This is a genomic window from Rubrimonas cliftonensis (genome assembly GCF_900107585.1).
Lineage (GTDB): Bacteria > Pseudomonadota > Alphaproteobacteria > Rhodobacterales > Rhodobacteraceae > Rubrimonas > Rubrimonas cliftonensis.
The window spans coordinates 93,516-114,445 of record NZ_FNQM01000005.1 but is presented as its reverse complement, the minus strand read 5'-3'; the positions used below and the strand labels follow the sequence as shown (position 1 = coordinate 114,445).

Annotated in this window: 21 protein-coding genes; 9 read left to right on the top strand and 12 right to left on the bottom strand. The window is 73.5% G+C overall.

Annotated features, from left to right (window positions below):
• Nucleotides 1–29: 29 nt before the first annotated feature.
• The 9 genes from pufA to BLW43_RS10580 all read right to left on the bottom strand — a co-directional run bounded on the left by pufA (nt 30) and on the right by BLW43_RS10580 (nt 8,069).
• On the bottom strand, nt 30–230 hold the full coding sequence (pufA, locus tag BLW43_RS10620; protein ID WP_093253336.1) for a light-harvesting antenna LH1, alpha subunit: 201 nt from the start codon (nt 228–230) through the stop codon (nt 30–32).
• 16 nt (nt 231–246) lie between these two features.
• A complete protein-coding gene (gene pufB / locus BLW43_RS10615) occupies nt 247–453 on the bottom strand; it encodes a light-harvesting antenna LH1, beta subunit (protein WP_093252970.1) in 207 nt (68 codons plus the stop codon).
• A 131-nt stretch (nt 454–584) separates the two neighbouring features.
• A complete protein-coding gene (locus BLW43_RS10610) occupies nt 585–809 on the bottom strand; it encodes a hypothetical protein (RefSeq protein ID WP_093252967.1) in 225 nt (74 codons plus the stop codon).
• Nucleotides 810–834: 25 nt separating this feature from the next.
• Complete coding sequence (gene bchZ / locus BLW43_RS10605; RefSeq protein WP_093252964.1) at nt 835–2,286, bottom strand: chlorophyllide a reductase subunit Z; 1,452 nt, start codon at nt 2,284–2,286, stop codon at nt 835–837.
• A complete protein-coding gene (gene bchY, locus BLW43_RS10600) occupies nt 2,283–3,980 on the bottom strand; it encodes a chlorophyllide a reductase subunit Y (protein ID WP_245731011.1) in 1,698 nt (565 codons plus the stop codon). The genes bchZ and bchY overlap by 4 nt, the downstream gene beginning before the upstream one ends.
• A 3-nt stretch (nt 3,981–3,983) precedes the next feature.
• The gene (locus BLW43_RS10595; protein ID WP_093252961.1) at nt 3,984–4,994 is read right to left on the bottom strand and encodes a chlorophyllide a reductase iron protein subunit X; all 1,011 of its coding nucleotides are present in this window, start codon (nt 4,992–4,994) and stop codon (nt 3,984–3,986) included.
• Nucleotides 4,991–5,920 (bottom strand): chlorophyll synthesis pathway protein BchC, encoded by a 930-nt coding sequence (gene bchC / locus BLW43_RS10590; protein ID WP_093252958.1) that lies wholly within the window; start codon nt 5,918–5,920, stop codon nt 4,991–4,993. Before bchC ends, BLW43_RS10595 begins: the two co-directional genes overlap by 4 nt.
• Nucleotides 5,921–6,064: 144 nt before the next feature.
• Nucleotides 6,065–7,219, bottom strand: a complete 1,155-nt coding sequence (locus BLW43_RS10585; RefSeq protein ID WP_245731010.1) for a methyltransferase — start codon at nt 7,217–7,219, stop codon at nt 6,065–6,067.
• Complete coding sequence (locus BLW43_RS10580) at nt 7,200–8,069, bottom strand: polyprenyl synthetase family protein (protein ID WP_093252952.1); 870 nt, start codon at nt 8,067–8,069, stop codon at nt 7,200–7,202. Before BLW43_RS10580 ends, BLW43_RS10585 begins: the two co-directional genes overlap by 20 nt.
• 140 nt (nt 8,070–8,209) lie before the next feature.
• Between BLW43_RS10580 and crtD the strand changes: the two genes are divergently transcribed.
• The 5 genes from crtD to BLW43_RS10555 all read left to right on the top strand — a co-directional run bounded on the left by crtD (nt 8,210) and on the right by BLW43_RS10555 (nt 13,144).
• Entirely contained in the window at nt 8,210–9,793 is a 1,584-nt protein-coding gene (gene crtD / locus BLW43_RS10575) for a 1-hydroxycarotenoid 3,4-desaturase CrtD (protein WP_245731009.1), read from the top strand.
• A gap of 143 nt (nt 9,794–9,936) precedes the next feature.
• Nucleotides 9,937–10,713: a carotenoid 1,2-hydratase gene (locus tag BLW43_RS10570; protein WP_245731008.1), complete on the top strand. Its 777-nt coding sequence runs from the start codon at nt 9,937–9,939 to the stop codon at nt 10,711–10,713.
• Nucleotides 10,714–10,792: 79 nt separating this feature from the next.
• A complete protein-coding gene (locus BLW43_RS10565; protein ID WP_245731007.1) occupies nt 10,793–11,206 on the top strand; it encodes a 6-pyruvoyl trahydropterin synthase family protein in 414 nt (137 codons plus the stop codon).
• A 40-nt stretch (nt 11,207–11,246) separates the two neighbouring features.
• A complete protein-coding gene (locus BLW43_RS10560) occupies nt 11,247–12,356 on the top strand; it encodes a glycosyltransferase family 4 protein (protein WP_093252947.1) in 1,110 nt (369 codons plus the stop codon).
• Nucleotides 12,353–13,144, top strand: coding sequence for an SseB family protein (locus BLW43_RS10555; RefSeq protein ID WP_093252944.1), 792 nt, complete (start codon nt 12,353–12,355; stop codon nt 13,142–13,144). The genes BLW43_RS10560 and BLW43_RS10555 overlap by 4 nt, the downstream gene beginning before the upstream one ends.
• Nucleotides 13,145–13,147: 3 nt before the next feature.
• Here BLW43_RS10555 and BLW43_RS10550 read toward each other — a convergent pair whose 3' ends face one another.
• Together BLW43_RS10550 and mepA are read right to left on the bottom strand one after the other, a co-directional pair.
• Nucleotides 13,148–14,251, bottom strand: coding sequence for an esterase-like activity of phytase family protein (locus BLW43_RS10550; protein WP_139284034.1), 1,104 nt, complete (start codon nt 14,249–14,251; stop codon nt 13,148–13,150).
• A 41-nt stretch (nt 14,252–14,292) separates the two neighbouring features.
• A complete protein-coding gene (mepA, locus tag BLW43_RS10545) occupies nt 14,293–15,162 on the bottom strand; it encodes a penicillin-insensitive murein endopeptidase (RefSeq protein WP_093253326.1) in 870 nt (289 codons plus the stop codon).
• A gap of 195 nt (nt 15,163–15,357) precedes the next feature.
• Here mepA and fnrL point away from each other — a divergent pair, with 195 nt between their 5' ends.
• Nucleotides 15,358–16,110, top strand: coding sequence for a transcriptional regulator FnrL (fnrL, locus tag BLW43_RS10540; protein WP_245731006.1), 753 nt, complete (start codon nt 15,358–15,360; stop codon nt 16,108–16,110).
• Between the two features lie 34 nt (nt 16,111–16,144).
• On the opposite strand, the gene BLW43_RS10535 is transcribed toward fnrL, so the two are convergent.
• Nucleotides 16,145–17,668, bottom strand: a complete 1,524-nt coding sequence (locus tag BLW43_RS10535) for an alpha/beta fold hydrolase (RefSeq protein WP_245731005.1) — start codon at nt 17,666–17,668, stop codon at nt 16,145–16,147.
• A 78-nt stretch (nt 17,669–17,746) separates the two neighbouring features.
• Between BLW43_RS10535 and BLW43_RS10530 the strand changes: the two genes are divergently transcribed.
• From BLW43_RS10530 to BLW43_RS10520, 3 genes are all read left to right on the top strand, one after another.
• Complete coding sequence (locus BLW43_RS10530) at nt 17,747–19,516, top strand: SLC13 family permease (protein ID WP_093252933.1); 1,770 nt, start codon at nt 17,747–17,749, stop codon at nt 19,514–19,516.
• A gap of 5 nt (nt 19,517–19,521) precedes the next feature.
• On the top strand, nt 19,522–19,863 hold the full coding sequence (locus tag BLW43_RS10525; RefSeq protein WP_093252930.1) for a hypothetical protein: 342 nt from the start codon (nt 19,522–19,524) through the stop codon (nt 19,861–19,863).
• A gap of 77 nt (nt 19,864–19,940) precedes the next feature.
• Nucleotides 19,941–20,687, top strand: a complete 747-nt coding sequence (locus tag BLW43_RS10520; RefSeq protein WP_093252928.1) for a YebC/PmpR family DNA-binding transcriptional regulator — start codon at nt 19,941–19,943, stop codon at nt 20,685–20,687.
• Nucleotides 20,688–20,930: the final 243 nt, after the last annotated feature.

Below are 20,930 nucleotides of genomic sequence, written 5' to 3'. Positions count from 1 at the left end.
CCCCGCCCGCAGCTCGGGCCAGCCCAGCGTCAGCCGAGCATGGTCTGGGCGATGGTCGCCAGGGTCGCCGGATCGACGGACGCGACCGGGTTGCCCTCGAACCAGTTGAACCGCTCGGTGCTGAGCAGAACGAAGTGGATCATGACGGCGAGGCCGAACAGGAAGATGCCCTGCACGACGAAAACCCGGCGCGGGTCGAAGACCAGCCAGATCTTGTAGAACTTGTCCATCATTTCCATGTTCCCCTTAACCGATCATCGTGAGCGCGGCGGCGGCGTTCTCGAGAGCGGCGAAGCCCTCGGGACCCGCCAGCCACGGCCGCCACAGCCACACGAGGAAGTGAGCGACAACGGCGACGCCGGTGAACAGCACGAGACCCTTCATGTAGATCTCGTGGAGTTCCTTGGCCTCCGCGTCGGTCAGTCCCGACATGGACGTCTTTTCGTCAGCCATAAACTAGCCTCCGACTGAATGGCCACTTGGGCCGACGCCGCGCTGAACCCGCGCGGCAGGGCCCCCGGAGAATTCTTCCGCCGGGGATCGTCACGTCGACCTGAAGTCGACGCAGCGAATTCTGGAGCCGCTCAGCGCATGAACGCGAACGGCGCAACGGTGTTGGCGGCTTCGCGCGCCTCGCCGATGATCGACTTGCCGGTGCTCTTGAACGGGCGCCACGCGCGCGGCAGCAGGCGCCCGAAGGCGGCGACCACCAGAAACAGCGCGGCGAGCGCCCAGAGCAGCACGATGAACTCCAGCCGGTCGCGCTGGCGCAGCACGGCGAAGTCCGTCGAATGTGCGGTGTCGGCCATGGTCGGCTCTCCTGTCTGCGGCCCGTCAGGCCGGCTGGTCGGCCAGCGCGGTCACCCGCGCGGCGGTGATGCGATGCGCCCCTTCGGCCCGCGCGGCGCGCTCGGCGGCGTCGCGAAGGGCCTTGGCGGCGGATATCCGGGTCAGGACCGGGTGTGTCTCCACGATCCGGTCGAAGGCGGCCTTGGCCTCGGGATCCCAGGGAAGTTCCTCGCGTCCGCGGGTGGGCGTGGGGTCCACCGCGTCCAGGTCGGTTCCGAGAGGCAGGATGTTGAAGAGCGCATCGAACAGCGCATTGCATACCTCCTGGATCAGGTAGGTCGCGCCCGCGTAGCCCATGAAGGGCGTGCCGGTGTGCCTGCGGATGATCGCGCCGGGGAAGGACGCGGGGATGTACTGGGGCGCGAACGGCCCCTTCCCCTTCGCCTCAGCCGCATACATCCGCTCATTGTAGCTGCCGAACAGCACCAGCGGCGGCGTCTTGCGGATCGCCTCGCGCACGGCGGCGTTGTCGGGCTTAACCCCGGCCGAACGCTGGAAGGCGAACGCGCAGGGCAGCCCCATGTCGTCTTCGAGGAAGTGCCGGACGCCTCGCGCGTAGGTCTCGGTCGCCACGATCCCGAAGGAGGCCGTGGCGAAGAAGTCCTGCGTCACCGAGCGCCACAGGTCCCAGAGCGGCTTGATCGTCGTGTGCTTCTCGCGCGCGATGAAGGGCTCGGGGTCGACGCCGGTCAACTCGCCCAGCTTGCGCAGGAAGCGGGTGGTGCTGTCGAGGCCAATGGGGGCCTGCAGATAGGGCCGCTCCAGCGCCTCGCACAGCTTGCGCCCGAACTCGCGGTACATGCAGACGTTGACCTCGGCCATCGCCAGCTTCGGCACGTCGGCGAGGTGGCTTCCCAGCGGGAAGACCATGTGGACCTCGCAGCCGATCCCCTCGACCAGCCGGCGGATCTCGGCGAGGTCCGACGGCATGTTGAACGTGCCGTACATCGGGCCGATGATGTTGACCTTCGGCCTCTCGCCGTCCTTGCGGGCTTTAAGCGCCGGGATCTTCTTCGCGCCGAACTCGGTCCAGAGCCACAGGAGCGCGCGGTCCGCGCTCTCCCACTGGTCCTCGTCGATGGTGCGCGGCAGGAAGCGCTTGATGTTGGTGCCTTCGGGCGTCACGCCGCCGCCGATCATCTCCGAGATCGAGCCGGTGACGACCACCGAGGGCAGGTCGCCGTCCAGCGCCTCCCAGGCCCGCTTCATGGCCCCTTCGGTGCCGTGCTGGCCGAGCTCCTCCTCGCCGAGACCGGTCACGACGATGGGCAGCTCGTGCGGCGGCAGAGCGTCTGTGTAGTGCAAGACCGAAGTGACGGGCAGGTTCTCGCAGCCCACCGGGCCGTCGATGATGACCTGCAGCCCCTTTATGGCGGTGAAGGCGTAGACCGAGCCCCAGTAGCCGCCGGCGCGGTCGTGATCGAGGACGAGGGTCATGAGCCGATCGCCTCCTCGTTCGCGCGAAGCTTGGCGACCTTGCGGGCGTATTTCGCCTTGAACTCGGGCCGGTCCTGCGGCGTGTCTTCCCAGACGCCGGCGGCGTGGCCCCCGCCGACGCCCTCGAAGAAGTCCTTCATCCGGTCGAAACGGCCCTTGTTGCCCATGGCGGCGTTCACGACCTGGGCGAGCGAGCCCGCGCCCGCCGGGCCCATCAGCGGCCGCGCCGAGATGAGGTTCGTGAAGTAGAGGCCGGGCGTGGCCTTCTCCTTGGCGTGCTGCACGACCGGCGTGGTGCCGATGGCGAGGTCGGGGCCGAATTCCTCGACCGCCGCGACATCCTGCTCCAGCGAGGCGCGGAACTGCACGCGCACGCCGCGCGCCTCCAGCCACTCGCGGTCGGGCGCGGACCATTTCGTGCGCGGGCAGGCGGTGCCGACGTAGGGAACATCGGCGCCGCTCTCGATCAGGAGGCGCGCGACCAGGAGTTCGGATCCCTCGTAGCCCGAGACCGTGACGCGCCCGTTGATCGGCATGGCGGCGAGCGCGCCCCGGATCGCCGGCAGCATGGCGTTCTGGGCTTCCGCGATCTTCTCGGCGGAGACGCCCGCCGCCTCGCCCACCGCCTTCAGCCAGGCGGCGGTTCCGTCCACGCCGACCGGCGCGGAGCCGACGACGGGGCGGCCCGCGGCCTCGAACTCGCGCACGCTGGCGGTGTAGAAGGGGTGGATCGCGCCGACCACCGCGCAATCGAGCGCGGCATAGAGCTCGCGCCATTCGCGGGTCGGCACGACGGGCCCGGCGGCGAGGCCCATGGGCGCGAGCATGGCCGCGATCCCCATCGGGTCGGCGGGGAACATCTCGCCCAGAAGCGTGACGGTCGGGCGCTCCTCACGCGCGCGGGGCGCGGCGACCGGGCCGGCCGCGGCCTCCTTGCGGGCGTAGTTCAGCATCGCGCCGGCCAGCACGTCCTTGGCCTCGGCATGGGTCGGCACGCCGAAGCCCGGCACGTCGATGCCCACGACGCGAACGCCGTTGATCTCCTTGGGGAGCAGCTGGAGCGGCACGCCGGAGGCGGTCGGGACGCAGAGGTTGGTCACGATGATGGTGTCGTAGCGCTCGGGGTCGGCCAACTCGTGCACGGCGTCGCGCACGTCCTCGAACAGCTTGCCGGTGACGAGGCTCTCGGAGTTGAACGGAACGTAGCCGACGGTGCGCTTGGCGCCGTAGAAATGCGAGGTGAAGGTCAGGCCGTAGACGCAGCAGGCCGAACCGGACAGCACCGAGGCGGTGCGCCGCATCCGCAGGCCGACGCGCAGGGAGCCGAAGGCGGGGCACATCGACTGCGGCTTGTCATGCGGGCCCACCGGGTAGTCCGCGGCGTAGCGCGCCAGCGTCTCCGACTTGCCGGCGGCCTCGGCGGCGGCCTTCAGCGTGGCCCTGCCGCCGTGACAGCCCGCGCCGTCCTCCGACTTCGGCCCCGAAGCCGCAGGGCCTGACGCCGCGTCTTCAGGCAGGGCCTCGGGCTTTTGCGCCATGGCCTCCGCCTCGCGCCGCATCGTTCCGGCCCGCTTCGTCATGGCGGCGGCCTCCGCGCGCATGTCCGCCGCCTCGTTGGCGAGCGGCGTCTGACCGGCCTCGTCGTAGAGCGCCTCTCCGGCGCCGGCGGCTGCGGGGGTGCGGGGGTCGTCCATGGCTCAGACCTCGTCGTAGACGACTTCGAGCGACGGCTTCGGGGCGTAGCTCGCGCCCCGCATGTCCGCCTGCGACGCCGGCTTGAGCGTGACGTCGCCGCCGGTGTCCTCGGGAGAGAACAGGCCCAGCAGCCCGTCCTGCGTCAGCGGTTTCGGGCGCATCGGCGGCGCCTCGGCGACATTGGTGGCCAGCGCCTCGAACACGCTCGCCCACTCGCCGCCGGGTCGGCCGATGATCTCGTAGTTGGCCGATTTCTTGCGGATGTCGTCGTTGGCGGGGATCGCCGAGAGGATCGGGATGCCCACGGCCTCGGCGAAGGCCGCGGCCTCGCCGGTGCCGTCGTCCTTGTTCACGACAAGGCCCGCGACGCCGACATTGCCGCCGAGCTTGCGGAAATACTCCACCGCCGAGCAGACGTTGTTGGCGACATAGAGGCTCTGGAGGTCGTTGGAGCCGACGACGATGACCTTCTGGCACATGTCCCGCGCGATCGGCAGGCCGAAGCCGCCGCACACGACGTCGCCCAGGAAGTCGAGCAGGACATAATCGAAGTCCCAGTCGTGGAAGCCCAGCTTCTCCAGCGTCTCGAAGCCGTGGATGATGCCGCGCCCGCCGCAGCCGCGGCCGACCTCCGGCCCGCCCAGCTCCATCGCGAACACGCCGTCGCGCTTGAAGCAGACGTCCTCGATGCGCAGCTCCTCGCCGGCGAGCTTCTTCTTCGTCGAGGTCTCGATGATGGTCGGGCAGGCCTTGCCGCCGAACAGCAGCGAGGTGGTGTCGGATTTCGGGTCGCAGCCGATCAGCAGCACGCGCTTGCCCTGCTGGGCCATCATGTAGCTGAGGTTCGAGAGCGTGAAGCTCTTGCCGATGCCGCCCTTGCCGTAGATCGCGATGATCTGCGTCTTCTTGGTCGGCTCGGTGGTCACCGGCGCGTCCGGCTCCTGCGCCGCCTCGGCGCGCAGCGCGTCCACCATGTCCGCAAGGTTGGGAACGTTTCCGTCAGCGGGGGTCATGCGGCCCTCCAATCCAGGATCATCTTGAGGCAGGCGGCGTCCTCGAACGCGGTTCGGTAGGCGGCGTCCGCATCGGTGGCGGGCGCGTGGTGGGTGATCAGACCGGAGAGATCGAGGAACCCCTCCTCGATCAGCGCGCGGGTCGCGGCGATGTCGGCGGGCGTGAACTCGGCGGCGATGCGCAGCCGCGTCTCGCGCATGAAGGCCGGCGGGAAGGCGAAGGACACCCGGTCGTAGAAGCCCGCCAGCACCACCTCGCCGCCGCGGGAAAGCCGCGCGATGGCCTGGTCGAGCACGCCCTCGGCGCCGCTGGCGTCGTAGATCGCGCGATAGTCGCGGCGCTCGTCGGCCTCGGGGTCGATCACGTCGTAGCCCATCGCGCCAGCGCGCCGGTCGGGGTTGGTCTCCCAGACCGTCGGGGCGTCGCCGCCGGCGGCGACCGTGAGGCGCGCGATCAGCCGACCGAGAACGCCGTGGCCGATGATGAGATCGGGGCTGCGCCCGCCGGCGATGGCGTGGCGCGCCGTGGCGGCGAGCGCGATCAGCACGCCCTGCTCGCCGAGGCCCGACGCGACGCGGATCGCGCGCTGGCCCGGCAGCACGAGGCGCTGCGAGGCGCCGCCGAACAGGCCGCGGACCGGGCCGAAGCAGCGGGCGCCCGGCGCGAACACCGCATCGCCGACCCGGAAGCCCGAGCCGGCGCCGGCCTCGACCACCTCGCCGACCGATTCGTACCCGGGCACCAGCGGGTAGCCCATGCCGGGAAAGGCGGGCATCGCGCCCGACCAGAGCAGCCGCTCCGTGCCGGTGCTGACGCCGCTGTAGGCGATGTCCACGACGATGTCGCCATCCTGCGGCGCATCCAGCGCGAGGTCGGCGACCGAGAGGCTCCGGGGTTTCTCCATGACGACGGCGGTGGTGCGCATCGGTCTCCTCCTTCGGTGGGCGGCTGGGTCGTTGAGAGCGCCCGGCGCCTGCCTCGTCCGTGTCATGTCATCCTAAAATGACGGTCAACTATGTCAAGTTAAGTTTACAGCTTGCCGCATGAAGCGGCCCGGCGCGCCGCGTCGTCAGGGCGTGGCCACCAGCACGCGCGCCAGCATGGGCCGCGCGGTGCGCGCCTCGCGCACCGCGCCGAAACCCGCCGCCCTGAGCAGCGCCGTCAGCTCGGCCGCCGTGCGCGGACGCCCCGAGCCCATCGCAAGCAGGTAGAATCCGAAATAGGCGTCGCCGACGGGCTCGGCGCCCGGCGTGCCGGCCATCGTCTCCGCCACCATGACGGCGCCGCCTGCCGGCGTGGCCTTGCGCACGGCGCCCAGCAGGCGCAGGGCCGGCGCGTCGTCATGGTCGAAGCAGACGCGGATCAGCGAGATGAGGTCGTAGCCCTCGGGAAGCGCGTCGTTGAAGAAGTCTCCGCCATGGGCGCGCGCCGGGACGCCGTCCTGCGCGAATCGCGCTTCGGCGCGCTCGGCGACCGCGGGAAGGTCGAACACCGCAAGCTCGAGGCCCGGCGCCGCCTTCGCCGCCGCGCAGACGAAACGGCCCTCGCCGCCGCCGACGTCGAGCAGCCGGCGCCGCCCCCGCAGCGGGGCGGCCGCCACGACGTCCTCAAGGAAGGTCGCCTGGCTCGCCGCCATCAGCGCAGAATAGTCGGCCACCTTCTCCGGCGTCAGGGCCCCGGCGGCGGCGTTGCGCGAATAGGCCCAGTAGTCGCCGATTCGCCCGCCCCGGTTTTTCAGCAGCGCCACGGGGTCGGCGAGGTCGGCGTAGAGCGCGGCGTGGTGCTCCACCATCTCGCGCACGCCCGCGGCGCCCAGCATGGCGGCGCCGAGATCGCCCAGCGTCCAGCGCCCGTCGTCGCAGCGCTCCGCCAGCCGCAGCGACGCCGCCGCGCGCAGCAGCCGCTCAGCGGCGTCGCGCTCGAGCCCGATTCGGCGCGCGAGCGCGTCGAGCGTCAGCGGCTCGTCGGCCAGCGCCTCGAAGACGCCGAGCTTCACGCAGGAATAGAGGATCTGGCTGTAGACGAAGCCCGCGGTGAGGTCGAAGAGCGCCCGCGCGCTTTTAAGCGCGACGGGCCGCGTGAACGGAAACCCCGCCGCCCAGCGCTGGAAGCGGGCGTCACCCAGCCGCGCGTTGCGGAACCGCCGCCAGCGGTCGCGCAGCGACATGCGCTGCGGCGCGCCCGGCCCCTGGGCCGCGCCGCCCTCAAGCGACGCTTGCGACAAGGCTCTTGGGCGCCAGACGCCGGGCCTGAAGCTTCACGAGTTCCCGCAGTTCGCCCGCGCCGGGGCAGGGCGGGATCGCCGCGACGGCCTCGCCGATGAGCGCTTCGAGCCGCGACACGGCGCCGGAGACGCCGAGCGCAGCGACGGCGTTCGGCCTTGCGTGGGCGCCGTCCTGCCCGCAGGGCTTGCCGATGTCGCCTTCCGCGCCCAGCGCGTCGGCGAGGTCGTCGGCGACCTGATAGGCGGCGCCGAGCCGCGCGCCGACCGCGCGCCAGGGGCCGGGGTCGGCGCCCGCCGCGACGGCGCCCGCGGTCGTCGCGGCTACGAACAGCGCGCCGGTCTTGGCGCGGTGGTAGGCCTCGACGTCGACGGCGGTCTCGCTCTCCCAGCCCTGCCCCGCTGTGATGCCGTGCGGCATGCCGACGGCGCGCGCCACGACAAGCGTCACGGCGGCGGCGGCGGCGGGGTCGGCGGGCGCGGCGCGGGCGATCGCCTCGAAGGCGGCGACGATCAGCGCGTCGCCGGCCAGCAGCGCCAGCGCCTCGCCATGGACGGCGTGCACCGAGGGCAGGCCGCGCCGGGTGGCGGCGTCGTCGAAGCAGGGCATGTCGTCATGGACGAGCGAAGCGCAGTGCAGAAGCTCGAGCGCCGCGGCGCCGGCGTCAGCCAGCGTCGGGTTCGGCTCGCCGCAGGCTGCCGACACGGCGAGCAGGAGGCGCGGGCGGACGCGCCCGCCGCCCGGAAACACGCCATGGCGCAGCGCGGCGGCGAGCTTCGGCGGGGCTCCGGGGCCCTCGGCGCGGCGCAGCGCCGCCTCCAAGGCCGCCTCGATGCGCGCTCCCTGGTCCATGGCGGCGATCTCCCCGATCTGACAGGCGTTGTCCGCATCACCTGTCGTTGTTACTGTCAACAAGAGTGGACAGTCGCCAGCTTCAAGTCAACAATCAAGGAACGGTGACGCAAGCCGACGTCGGGAAGGGAGCGACCCTCTTGAAGGGTGGAGCGATACGCAGCGCGAGCCGGGCACTGGTCGTCGGCGCCGGGGTCGGCGGGCTGAGCGCGGCGGCGCGGCTGGCCGCCGAGGGCCTCGACGTGACGGTGCTGGAGCGCGCGCCGACGCCCGGCGGCAAGATGCGCGAGCTCTCGCCCGCGGGCCGGCCGCTCGACGCTGGACCGACCGTCTTCACCATGCGCTGGGTGTTCGACGAGCTGTTTGCGGACTGCGGCGCGACCTTCGATGACGCCGTTACCCTGCTGCCGGTCGACCTGCTGGCGCGGCATGGCTGGACCGACGGCTCGCGCTTCGACCTGTTCGCCGACCCGGCGAGGGCCGAAGAGGCGGTCGCCGCCTTCGCCGGCCCGGCCGAGGCGCGCCGCTACGGCGCCTTCCGCGAACGGGTCCGGCGCATCTACACCGCGCTTGAACGGCCGTTCATCGCCGGCCAGAAGCCCGGCATGGCGCAGCTCCTCGCGCGCGTGGGCCTCTCGCGGCTGCCGGCGCTGCTGGAGACGACGCCCTTTCAGAGCATGGCGTCGGCGCTCGCCGACAGCTTCGAGGACGCGCGGCTGCGACAGCTCTTCGGGCGCTACGCCACCTATTGCGGCTCCTCGCCCTACGCCGCGCCGGCGACCCTGATGCTGGTGGCCCATGTCGAGCTCGACGGCGTGTGGATCGTCGAGGGCGGGATGCACGGCATCGCCCGAGCGCTGGAGCGGCTCGCCGTCTCGCGCGGGGCGGTCTTCCGCTACGACGCCCATGTGGCGGAGATCGAGGTCAGCGGCGGACGGGCGCACGGCGTGCGGCTGTCGACGGGCGAGAGCATCCCGGCGGACCTCGTGGTGTTCAACGGCGACGTCGGCGCGCTGGCGTCGGGGCGGCTTGGCGCGGCCTGCGCCGGTGCGGTCCCGCCGGTCCCGGTCGCGGAGCGCTCGATCTCGGCCCTCGTCTGGTCGGCGGAGGCGGAGACCTCGGGGTTCGACCTCGCGCGCCACAGCGTGTTCTTCGACGCCGTGGACTATGCGCGCGAGTTCCGGGCGATCTTCGCCGAGCGGCGCGTCGGCGACGCCCCCACCGTCTATGTCTGCGCGCAGGACCGCGGCCCCGACGCGACGTCCGGCCCCGGCGGGCCGGAACGCCTGCATATCCACGTCAACGCCCCTGCCGACGGCGACGCGGCGCCCATGAGCCAGAAGGAAATCGCCCGATGCCAGTCGATGACGCTCGACCACCTCTCCCGCTGCGGCCTGACGCTGACGCTGCGGGAGGACGCGACGATCCTGACGCCGCCGCAGGGCTTCGAGGCGCTGTTTCCGGCGACGGGGGGCGCGCTGTTCGGGCGGACGACCCACGGGGCTTTCGGGGCGTTCGGGCGGCCGGCGGCGCGGACGCGGCTGGCCGGGCTCTACGCGGCGGGGGGCTCGGCGCATCCGGGGGCGGGCGTGCCGATGGCGGCGATGTCTGGGCGGCTGGCGGCGGCGGCGGCGCTGGAGGACCTGTCGAAGGCGTCGCGCGGCCGGACTTCTCGCAGCCGGTCCCGCCCGGCGGCTATCTCTGGTGGTACGTCGACGGGCTGAGCGACTGCGGGCGCTACGGCGTCTCGCTGATCGCCTTCGTCGGCTCGGTATTCTCGCCCTACTACAAGTGGGCCGGCCGCCGCGACCCGGAGAACCACATCTGCCTCAACGTCGCGCTCTACGGCCCCAGGTCGCGCTGGACCATGACCGAGCGCGGCCGCGACGCGCTGCACCGCGACGTGGAGATGTTCCAGATCGGTCCCAGCGCCCTGCGCTGGGAGAACGACGGCCTGACCATCGACATCGACGAGACGGCGGTGCCGCACCTGTCGCGCGTGCGCGGCCGCATCCGTCTCCAGCCCACCGCGCTCAACGCCGAGCCGTTCCGGCTCGACCGCGACGGCCTGCACTGGTGGCGGCCGATCGCGCCGGCGGCGCGGGTGTCGGTCGAACTCGACGGCCCGGCGCAGAGCTGGCGGGGCGCGGGCTATCTCGACATGAACTGGGGCGACGCGCCGCTGGAGGCGGGTTTCACGCGGTGGGACTGGTCGCGCGCGGCGCTGCCCGGCGGGCGCAGCGCGATCCTCTACGACGCGACATGGCGGGGCGCCGATGGGCGCGCAGAGGGCGGCGGGGACGGGAGCGCGGACGGGAGCGCGGACGGGAGCGCGGACGGGGGGCTGGCGCTCGCGCTGAGGTTCGACGCGAACGGGGAGGTCGAGCGGCGCGAGCCCCCGCCGCGCACGGCCCTGCCCGGCACGCTCTGGCGGGTGGCGCGGCGGGTGCAGACGGATGAGGGCTCGTCGCCGCGCGAAGTCCGCCGGCTGGAGGACAGCCCGTTCTACGCCCGCTGCGAACTCGTCAACCGGCTCTGGGGCGAGGAGGCCCACGCCGTCCACGAGACGGTCGACGCCGACCGCTTCGCGACGCGCTGGGTCAAGCTGCTGCTGCCCTGGCGCATGCCGCGCGCGCAGATCTGATCGGGCCGGGCGCCCGCCGGGGGTTGGACCGGACGCCGCGCGCGCCTATGACATGCGCGACCCTCAAGGAGCGCAAGCCATGTCCGCAGCCGGGATGTACGCCGTCGAAGTCCGCGACCATATGCTGATCGCCCACTCCCTGCCCGGCGAGGTGTTCGGCCCGGCGCAGGGGATGCACGGCGCCACCTATGTCGTCGACGTCTGCTTCATGCGCGAGACGCTGACCGAGGACCGCATCGTGGTCGACATCGGCCGGGCGCATGACGCGCTGAAGGCGGCGCTCAAGCCGCTGAACTACCAGAACCTCGACGCGGCCCCCGAGACGAAGGGCGAGCTGACGACGACGGAATGGCTCTGCCGCTTCATCTTCGAGCGCATCGCCGAGGCGAAGCGGGCCGGCGGCCTCGGGCCGGGCGGCGATGGCGTGCAGCGCATCCGCGTCACCCTCAACGAGAGCCACGTCGCCCGCGCCTGGTTCGAAGGGCCGGTCTGAGGGGAGGGGGCCGGTCCGGGCCCGGACGGGGCGGGCCACCATGGCGCTCAGCGCCGCCTTCGCCGTGCCGGGCGACATCGACGCCCCGACCGGCGGCTACGCCTATGCGCGTGCGCTTCTCGCCGCGGCGCCCTCGGTCGGGCTGGCGCTCGACCTGCTGCCGCTGCCCGGCGGCTTCCCGCTGGCCTCGCCGGACGCCGTGGCTGGCGCGCTGGCCGCGCTGGCCGCCGCTCCGGCGGACAGGCCGCTGCTGATCGACGGTCTCGCCTACGGCGCCCTGCCCGCCGGGGGCCTCGCGGCGGTGAGGGCTCCGATCGTCGCGCTGACGCATCATCCGCTCTGCCTGGAGACCGGGCTCGCCCCGTCGACCGCCGACCGGCTTCGCGGGAGCGAGGCGGCCGCGCTCGCCCTGGCGTTCAGGGTGGTGACGACCAGCGCGGCGACGGCCCGCGACGTGATCGAGCTTTTCGGCGTTCCGGCGGAGCGGGTTTCGACGGCGACGCCGGGGCTGACGATTCCGGCCGAGCCCGCGAGGGGCGACGCGGCGCCGCCCGTCATCCTCACCGTCGCCTCGCTGACGCCGCGCAAGGGCCATGACGCGCTGCTCGACGCGCTGGCGCTGCTCGGCGCGCGGCCCTGGCGGGCGCGCTGGTGCGGCGCCCGCGGCATGGCTCCGGACTGGGAGCGCAGCCTCGCGGCGAAGGCGCAGGCGCTGGGTCTCGCGCCGCGCATCGCGATCGAGGGCGCCATGGCGCCGGAGACGCTGGCCGACGCCTACGCCGGCGCGACGATCTTCTGCCTGCCCTCGCGCCATGAAGGCTACGGCATGGTGTTCGCCGAGGCGATGGCGGCGGGTCTGCCGGTGGCTGCGGCGGACATCCCGGCGGCCCGCGAAGTGGTCGGACCGGCCGGCGTCCTGACGCCGGTGGACGACGCCGAAGCGCTGGCCGGGGCGCTCGCGGGGCTGCTCGACGATGGGGCCGAGCGTCGTCGGCTCGCCGCCGCCGCCCGCGCGCGCGCGGCGCGCTTTCCGGGCTGGGAGGAGACGGCCCGCGTCGTCGCGGGCGCCCTGTCCGCCGCGCTCGCCGAAGCGCGGGGCGGGCCGCACGCCGGCCGCCTCGACGCCGGGCGCGGGGAACGGGCGCCGTGACGCCGCTCGACGCGGCGTGGCTGGCCGTCGACGCCGACGGCGGCGGCGAGGACGCGCGGCTACGGTTCTTCGCGCTGCTGCTGGAGACCGAGCTCTGCGTTCCCGTGCAACCGGGCGAGGCCGGCGCGCCGCTCGCCTTCGACTTCTCCGAAGGGCCCGCGGCGCTCGCTTTCGACGACGACGCGCGGATGGCGGCGTTCTTCGAGGGGCCGACCGAGTACGTCTCGCTTTCGGGCCGCGCCCTGGCGGCGGCGCTGGCGCGCGCGGGGCTGGGACTGGGCCTCAACTTCGGCGACGCGCCCTCGGCGCAGCTTCTTGACGCCGCGGCGATCGGCTGGCTCGCCGCCGAGATGGGCGGCCGGCTGGAGGCGGAGGCGCTGGCGGGGCCGCTGCGGCTCGGGCCGCCGCAGGGCGTCGACCCGGCCCTGCCCGCAGCGCTGGCGGCGCGGGCGGCGGCGTTTCCGGGCCTGATCGCGGAGGCGTGGCTCGTGCGCCTCGGTCGCGACGGACCTGCCGAGACCGGCCCCGGCGGACTTGTCGCGCTGGTGGCGCTCGCCCCCGCCGCCAGACGCGCGGCCGAGGGCCTTTGCGCGGCGCTCGCCGCCGCGGCGGCGCCCCATGCGCCGGCGGGGGAGGCGGTCGACGCGGCGGCGCTCTCGGCAGGAGACGAACTGCTCAGGGCCGCGGCGCGCGTCGGCCTGCCGCTGCATGCGCCGCCGTCGCCGCCGGACGACGCCGCGGGCGCCCAGACGCCCCAGACGCCCCAGACGCCCCCGCGGCTGCGCTGAGGGTCAGTCCAGCGCCAGCTCGAGCAGAAGCGTGCGCTGGAGCGGCTGGAAGTTGTCGTCAGCGACGATCAGCAGGCGCGTGGCGCCGCCGGCGTCCCGCCAGACCGAGAGACCCTCCATGTTGTCGACGCCGCCGTTGACCGTCAGCACCGTCCGCGGCGCCAGCATGGGCCAGTCGGAGAGGTCGGCGGCGCGGACCCGCCACGAGAACCCGCCCGACAGCAGGGCGAAGTCGCGCTCCAGCACATAGAGGGTCCGGCCTTCGGGCTCGATCGCCGCATCCGTCACCAGGAACGGAGCCGCGCGCGGCAGCGCGCCGACGCTCCACGCGCCCGACGGCGCGCGGCGATGCACGGGGAACGGCCGCTCGAGCGCGCCCGAGCGCTCGGGGATGGCGTAGAGAGCGCCGTCCGGCCCCGCCGCCAGGGCCTCCAGACCGCTGTTGCGCTGCAGGGCCGCAAAGGCCGGCGGCGCGTCGATCTCGACGGAGCGACCGGCGGCGGCGCCGTCGCCCGGCAGGCGCCAGATGCGCGACGGCCCCTCGAAGGCGACCGCGAGCGCGCCGTCGGGCAGCCGCGTCAGCGCCTCGGCGTCGTCGGCGCCCCAGGGTCTCGGCGCGCCGTCCGGACCAGGCGGCTGCGCGGCCTCGGCCGCGACGAGGCCGGCGAGGGCGCCGTCCCTGCGGTTCAGGCGGGCCTTCACGAGAAGCCCCCGGTCGCTGACGAACACGACGCCGGAACCGTCGGGCTCGACCACGACGCCCGACAGGCCGCCGAATCGCGGATCGTCGGACGTCAGGACGAAGGCGCCCGTCACGCGCAACCCCACCGCACCCCGCGCGGCCCATGCGAGCGGGCGGGCCTCCACCTCGATCGCGGCCCATGCCGTCGCCGGCGCGCCGGCGCGCCGCGGCCTCGGCGCCGGCGGCGGGGCCGCTTGCGGCGCGAGGCCGGCCGCCTCGCCAGGCGCACCCGCAGGAGACGTCGCGGCGGCGGCGAGCAGATCCGGGGCCTCGGCCGTCCGCGCCGGCGCGGGAGCGGGAGCGGCCGCGATCGCGGCTGCGGCGGCGAAGGCCAGCGACAGCGCTCCGAGCCCCGCCCGGCGCAAGACGGATGCGGCCGGCCTCGCCCTGCGCCTCCCGCGGGCGGTCAGGGCGCGCTCGCGACGGCCGCGCAGGCCGGCGGCAGATCGGCCATCGAGAGCGGGCGGCGCGGCTTTGGCGGCTCCTTCGGCGGCGGAGGATTGAGTGCCTCGTCGGAGAACCACCAGTCGAGCGTCGCGTCGCACCCGTCTCCGGCCGCCGGCGGCGCCTGGTCCTCGCAGGACGGCGAGCCGGCGGGACAGGCGAGCCGCACATGGAAATGATGGTCGTGGCCCCACCACGGCCTTACGCGGCTCAGCCATTCCCGGTCGCCGGGCGGCGCCCAGCGGCACAGCTCCGCCTTGATCGCCGCGTTGACGAAGATGCGCGCGACGCCGGGATCCCGCGCGGCGGCGCGGATGAGCCGGGCGTGGTCGTCGGTCCAGGAGGCGGCGACGCGGCGCCGGTCCGGCGCGACCTTGTTCACGGCGGAGCGGCTCTCGCGCTCCGCGCGGCTCATACGCTCCTCGCCGGGCCGCGTCAGCCAGATGTCGACGTCGAGTCCCACCTGATGGGACGCGTGGCCGGACGTCATCGGCCCGCCCCGCGGCTGGCTCATGTCTCCGACCAGCACGCCGGGCCAGCCCAGCGCCAGCGACGCCTCGCCGAGCCGCGCGACGAAGGCGACGGTCTCGGGATGGCCCCAGGCGCGGTTCCGGCTGGGGCGCATCGTCTGCCACCCCGGCCCGTCCTCGGGCAGCGCGGCGGCCCCGGCGAGGCATCCGCGCGCGTAGCCGCCGATGGCCTCGGGCGCGCCGGACGCCGGCCCGGTCAGCGCGCCGAAGCGGTTCTTCGCCGGACCGCCATCGTCCGCAGCGAAGGCGGCGGCGGCGGCGAGCGCCGCGGCCAATGCTGCTCCGATCACCGTCTTCGCCATGGCCAGGTCGCCCACTGCGGCGCGCCCCGTCGGCGGCCTCAGCCTCGACTATGCCCGCGAACCGCGCCGCCGTGAACCCGGCCGACCGGCGGCGGCGCGGCGCACCCCTGCGACAAGGCGCCTGCAAGCGGGCGGATCGACCGGGCGGCGGCGGCGCGTTAGTCTTGTCTCAGCATTTTCGGGGGGAACGGTGCCATGCGCGCCCTAGCCATGCCTCAGGACGGTTCGGGCGCGCCGCGCTTCTCCCACGTCGCCTGCGGCGACTGCCCGATCCGCGAGCGCGCCGTCTGCGCCTACTGCGACGGCGACGCGCTGGACGCGCTTTCGGCGATCAAGACCTACCGGGAATATCCGGCCGGACGCGACATCCTCGCCGCCGGCGAGGTGTCGCCGATGGTCGGCAGCATCGTGCGCGGCGTGGTCAAGCTCACCAAGTCCCTGCCCGACGGGCGCGCCCAGATGGTGGGCCTGCTGTTTCCGGGCGACTTCGTCGGCCACCCGGGCCGCGCGGAGGCCGCCTATGACGCGACCGCCGCGACCGAGGTGCAGCTCTGCCTGTTCCAGCGCCAGCCCTTCGAGACCCTGCTGCGCGAGACGCCGCAGCTCGAGAAGCGCCTGCTCGACATGACGCTGACCGAGCTCGACGCGGCGCGCGAATGGCTGCTGCTGCTCGGGCGCAAGACGGCGCGCGAGCGCATCGCGACCTTCCTGATGGCGCTGGCCGGCCGCGCGCGCCGCGCGGCGCCGGCGGGCCTGCCGGATGGGGCGCCGTTCTGCTTTCCGCTGCCGCTGACGCGCGGCGAGATGGCGGAGTATCTCGGCCTCACCATCGAGACCGTCAGCCGCCACATGACGCGGCTGCGGGCGGAGGGCGTGCTGGCGTTCTCGGACGCCCGCAGCGTCTCGGTCCCGGACCTCGCCGCGCTGGCGGCCGAGGCGGGCGACTGACCGCACTTGCGAACCACCAGGCGCGCGCGCGGCTTCAGCCCGCGACCATCGGAAACGTCACGCCGATCGCCCAGGCGAACACCGCGGCGTTGGCCAGCCCTCCCGCCCACGGCTCCCCGGTCCGCCGCCATGCCCAGCCGCTGAACAGGCCATAGACGAGAAAGAAGATCAGCAGCGCCGGCGTCAGGATGATGAGGAAGAACAGCCGCTCGAGATCCAGCGCCACCGCTCCGGCCAGAGACCCGAGAAACAGCAGCTTCGTGGCGGCGTAGGCGAGGCGCGGCGCCGCCGGGGCGCGCGTCAGCCATTCGTCCGCCAGAAACCACGGCGACATGCCCACGAGCAGCGCGGCGATGATCGGCAGGCGCGCCTCCACCGGCCAGAAGCTCGACACATGGGCGTCGAGCGCCGGCCCCAGGGCGCCGAGCGCGAAGGCCGCGACCAGGAGGGCGGGCAGCGCCGCACGCGCGAACGCGGCGCGCGGCGGCCGCGCGGCGCCGGCCAGCCACAGCCCCAGGGCGGTCAACGCGCCGTAGAGCGCGAAGTGCAGCGCCAGATAGTCGCCGACGACCACCGGCAGGAAGCGGACGTCCATCGCCGTTGCGAGCAGCGGCGTCGCAATCGCCGGGCCAGCGGCGACAGCCCAGAAGCGCCAGCCGCCGAGCCCCGCCCCGGCGCGGGCCGGGCCCGGCGGCAGCAGCGCCGCGAGCGGCCAGGCCAGCGCCACCAGCGCGCCGAGCATCAGCAGTATCCACGGGCCCCGCGGCGAGACCGGCGGCGAAGCGCGCTCCCTGTCGAAGGCGGCGTCGAGCCATGCGACGGCCTCGCGGACGGTCGCGGGACTGTAGAGCACGCCGATGTGCTCGACGCCGGGCGCGAGCGCGGCGCGTCGCGCGCCATGCTCGGCGTGCGCGCCGTAGGTGACGCCGAACACGGCTTCGGATCCGGCGTGGGCTCGGGTGCGCTCGAGCGCCCAGTCGGCGAGCGCGCCCTCCCAGGCGCCGGCGATCATCAGCAGGTTGCCGGGCCGATCCGCCGCCACGACAGGCGAGAAGGCCGACACGGCGATCGTCGCCGTCACGCCCCGCCCCTGCTCCACGGCCAGCCGCGCGATCACGTCGCCCGCCATCGAATGGCCCAGCAGCGCGATGCGCCCGTCCACGCCGTCAAGGCCGCGCGCGGCCGCCGTCACCTGCCCGAGCTGCGCGAGGATGCCCGCGGTGGCGCCGTCCACCGCGGTCACGTCGCCGGCCATCGGGCGCGGATGCCGGCCATGGCCGAGGAAGTCGAAGCTGACGACGACATATCCCGCCTGCGCCAGCGCCGTGGAGATCGCGCGCATCAACTGGCGCGAGCCGGAGAAGCCGTGGGCCACGACCACCGCCGGCGCAGGGACCGCGGCCGGCGCCGACGGGCGGCTTACGGTCACGGGCGTCTCGCCCACGAAAATCTCGTCGCGCAGCACGCCGTTCTCGGCCCTGGCGAGCATCGCCAGCGCCAGCGCCAGCGCCGCGAGCGCGGCGAACCCTGCGGCGAGGCGCAGCCGCCACCGCCGCAACCCGCTTGCGCGGGAGGGCTGCGTCAGTCCACTAGTCGGGCCGTCCGACGAGGGCTGATCAACGCTGGAAGGCGTCCCATGTTCGTGCCGCCGGAATTCGCCGCCCATTTCACCCTCGTGGTCCTCGCCGCCACCTTCGCGCTGTTCGTCTGGGAGCGCTACCCGCCGGAGGTGGTCGCGCTCACCGCGCTTTCCACCCTCCTGGCGACCGGCGTTCTGAGCGCAGGCGAGGCGCTGGCGGCGCTCTCGAACCCCGCGCCGGTCACCATCGCCTGCATGTTCATCCTCTCAGGCGCGATGGTGCGCGTGGGCGTCCTGGACGCGGTGACGGAGGTGATCGCGGCGCGGGCGCAGGAGCGTCCGGCCGTCGTCATCGCCGGTTTCGCCGGGCTGGTGCTGGTCGGCTCGGCCTTCATGAACAACACGCCCGTCGTCGTGATGATGATACCGGTGGCGATCAAGCTGGCCCCCGCCATCGGCGCGAGCGCGTCCCGCCTGTTGATCCCGCTGTCCTACACGGCGATCCTCGGCGGTCTCTGCACCATGATAGGCACCTCGACCAACCTGCTGGTGGACGGCGTCGCGCGGAGCCACGGGCTCGAACCCTTTGGCATGTTCGAGATCTCCGCCGTGGGCGTGGCGGCGGCGGTCGCGGGCGTGCTCTATCTCGCGCTGATCGGGCGGCGCCTGCTGCCGGAGCGGCGCGCGATGTCCGACAGCCTCGCGGACCGCCGGTCGCTGCGGTTCATCACCGAGCTCGCGATCCGCGAGGATTCGCCGCTCGTCGAGCAGCGGACGGCGGACGTGGAGTTCTTCCGACGCGACGGCGTGCGCGTCATCGACGTCCTGCGCGGGGACGAATCGCTTCGGCGGACCCTGAGCGAAGTGCTCCTGCGCGCCGGCGACCGGGTGATCCTGAAAACGGGCGCGGAAGAACTGCTCTCGCTGCGCCAGAGCCGCTTCATGGGCGGCATCGACCGCCTTTCGCAGAAGAACAGCGTCACCGTCGAGGCGCTGATCACGCCGGGGTGCCGGCTCATCGGGCGCTCGCTGGGCAAGCTGCGGCTGCGCCGGCGCTACGGCGTCTATCCGCTCGCGGTGCACCGGCGCGACCAGGCGACCGGGGTGAAGCTCGACGACGTCGTGGTGCGGGTGGGCGACACGCTGCTTCTGGAAGGCGACCCGGACGACATCCGCCGGCTCGCAGAGGACGTGGACCTCGTGGAGCTGTCGCGCCCGGTGGCGCGGCCCTACCGGCGGGACCGCGCGCCGATCGTACTGGCGGCCTTCGCCGGCGTGGTGGGGCTGTCGGCGCTCGGCGTGGCGCCGATCGCCACGCTGTCGCTGATCGCCGTCGCCGTGGTGCTGCTGAGCCGCTGCATCGACGCGGACGAGGCCTTCGCCGCGGTGGACGGGCGCCTGCTGTCGCTCATCCTCGCCATGCTCGGGGTCGGCGCGGCGCTCGACAAGACCGGCGCCGTCGCGATGATCGCCGACGGCGCGGCGCCTTTCCTCGGCGGGCTCGACCCGCGGCTGGTGCTGTGGGGGATGATCCTGACGACTTCGGTGCTGACCGAGGCGGTCACCAACAACGCGGTCGCCGTGGTCATGACGCCGGTGGCCATCGCCCTGGCGACGAGCATCGGCGTGGACCCGAGGCCCTTCGTCGTCGGCGTGATGATCGCCGCGTCGGCGAGCTTCGCGACGCCCATCGGCTACCAGACCAACACGCTGGTCTACAGCCCCGGCGGCTACCGCTTCAGCGACTACCTGCGCGTCGGCGGGCCGCTCAACCTGCTCGTCGGCGCAGTCGCCGCCATCGTGATTCCACTGGTCTGGAGCTTCTGACGCCCATGCAGGAAGCGCTTTTCTTCGTATGCCTCGGCGGCGCGCTGGCGGCGGCGATCCTCGCGCAGGGGCTGCTCTTCGCAGCGCGCGAACATGTCGCGCGCGAGCATCCCGAATGGCGCAGGTCGCTCGCGGCGGGCGGCTTCGGGCTGCGGATGGGCGGGGAGGACGCGCGGCTCAGACGGCGCATCCTGCGCCCGCTGCTGACGGGGCGGATGCCCGCAGGCCCGGCGGAGGACCCCGTGCTGCGCCGGCTGGGCGGCTGGCTGCGCGCGGCCTTCTCGATCGTCGCGCTCGGCCTTGGCGGCGTGGTGCTCATCATGTGGCTGAGGGTGCAGGGCGGCTGACCGCCGGCGCCGCTTGAGGGGGCCCTCACGCACGCCTATAAGGCGCCCGCAAGACGGATCGACAGGGGAGAGGCGCCATGGCCGGGCATTCCAAGTGGGCGAACATCCAGCACCGCAAGGGCCGGCAGGACGGCATCCGCGCCAAGTTGTTCTCCAAGCTCTCGAAGGAGATCACCGTTGCCGCCAAGATGGGTGATCCTGATCCAGACAAGAACCCGCGACTTCGACTTGCGGTTCGCGAAGCACGCGCGAACTCGATGCCGAAGGACAACATCGATCGCGCGATCAAGAAGTCGCAGGCGGGCGATCTCGAGACCTATGAGAACATCCGGTACGAGGGCTACGGGCCGAATGGCGTGGCGGTGATCGTCGAGGCGCTGACCGACAACCGCAACCGCACCGCCTCCAACGTCCGCAGCACCTTCGCCAAGAACGGCGGCAACCTCGGCGAGACCGGCTCCGTCAGCTTCATGTTCGACCGGATGGGCGCCGTCGCCTACCCGGCCGCCGTGGGCGGGGCGGACGCGGTGATGGAGGCGGCCATCGAGGCCGGCGCGGATGATGTGGAGAGCGACGAGGACGGCCACCTGATCTGGTGCGCCGCCGACGACCTCTCCGACGTCGCCAACGCGCTGGAGGCCACGCTGGGCGAGCCGGAGAGCGCCAAGCTGGTCTGGCGGCCGCAGACCATGACCGAGGTCGACGAGGACGCCGCGCGCACCCTCGTCAAGCTGATCGAGACGCTGGAGGACGACGACGACGTGCAGACCGTCACCGCCAATTTCGAGATGAGCGAAGCGGTGATGGAGAAGCTGGCGAGCTGAGGCGACGGATCCCTCGGCCCGCCCGCGACAGCGCGCGGCGGGGCCGCCCGACGACGCAGGACGGCGCGCGACGGCGGCGTCGCGCAGGGCCGCGAACGTCGCGCCGCCCGACGCGACAGCGGGGCGCAGGAGCCGGCGAACGGCCGCGCAACCCCTTGACCGGTCTCGATCCCGCACGGCCCGGCCGCAGCGCGACAGCGCGGCAACGCGTAAGCGCGAAAACGCCCCGGCTTCATCGGCGCC

What these genes read in the sequence shown, in the direction of transcription:
- pufA (WP_093253336.1), bottom strand. Translation starts at nt 230, where the DNA reads ATGGACAAGTTCTACAAGATCTGGCTGGTCTTCGACCCGCGCCGGGTT.
- pufB (WP_093252970.1), bottom strand. Translation starts at nt 453, where the DNA reads ATGGCTGACGAAAAGACGTCCATGTCGGGACTGACCGACGCGGAGGCC.
- BLW43_RS10610 (WP_093252967.1), bottom strand. Translation starts at nt 809, where the DNA reads ATGGCCGACACCGCACATTCGACGGACTTCGCCGTGCTGCGCCAGCGC.
- bchZ (WP_093252964.1), bottom strand. Translation starts at nt 2,286, where the DNA reads ATGACCCTCGTCCTCGATCACGACCGCGCCGGCGGCTACTGGGGCTCG.
- bchY (WP_245731011.1), bottom strand. Translation starts at nt 3,980, where the DNA reads ATGGACGACCCCCGCACCCCCGCAGCCGCCGGCGCCGGAGAGGCGCTC.
- BLW43_RS10595 (WP_093252961.1), bottom strand. Translation starts at nt 4,994, where the DNA reads ATGACCCCCGCTGACGGAAACGTTCCCAACCTTGCGGACATGGTGGAC.
- bchC (WP_093252958.1), bottom strand. Translation starts at nt 5,920, where the DNA reads ATGCGCACCACCGCCGTCGTCATGGAGAAACCCCGGAGCCTCTCGGTC.
- BLW43_RS10580 (WP_093252952.1), bottom strand. Translation starts at nt 8,069, where the DNA reads ATGGACCAGGGAGCGCGCATCGAGGCGGCCTTGGAGGCGGCGCTGCGC.
- BLW43_RS10570 (WP_245731008.1), top strand. Translation starts at nt 9,937, where the DNA reads ATGACCGAGCGCGGCCGCGACGCGCTGCACCGCGACGTGGAGATGTTC.
- BLW43_RS10565 (WP_245731007.1), top strand. Translation starts at nt 10,793, where the DNA reads ATGTCCGCAGCCGGGATGTACGCCGTCGAAGTCCGCGACCATATGCTG.
- BLW43_RS10560 (WP_093252947.1), top strand. Translation starts at nt 11,247, where the DNA reads ATGGCGCTCAGCGCCGCCTTCGCCGTGCCGGGCGACATCGACGCCCCG.
- mepA (WP_093253326.1), bottom strand. Translation starts at nt 15,162, where the DNA reads ATGGCGAAGACGGTGATCGGAGCAGCATTGGCCGCGGCGCTCGCCGCC.
- fnrL (WP_245731006.1), top strand. Translation starts at nt 15,358, where the DNA reads ATGCGCGCCCTAGCCATGCCTCAGGACGGTTCGGGCGCGCCGCGCTTC.
- BLW43_RS10530 (WP_093252933.1), top strand. Translation starts at nt 17,747, where the DNA reads ATGTTCGTGCCGCCGGAATTCGCCGCCCATTTCACCCTCGTGGTCCTC.
- BLW43_RS10525 (WP_093252930.1), top strand. Translation starts at nt 19,522, where the DNA reads ATGCAGGAAGCGCTTTTCTTCGTATGCCTCGGCGGCGCGCTGGCGGCG.
- BLW43_RS10520 (WP_093252928.1), top strand. Translation starts at nt 19,941, where the DNA reads ATGGCCGGGCATTCCAAGTGGGCGAACATCCAGCACCGCAAGGGCCGG.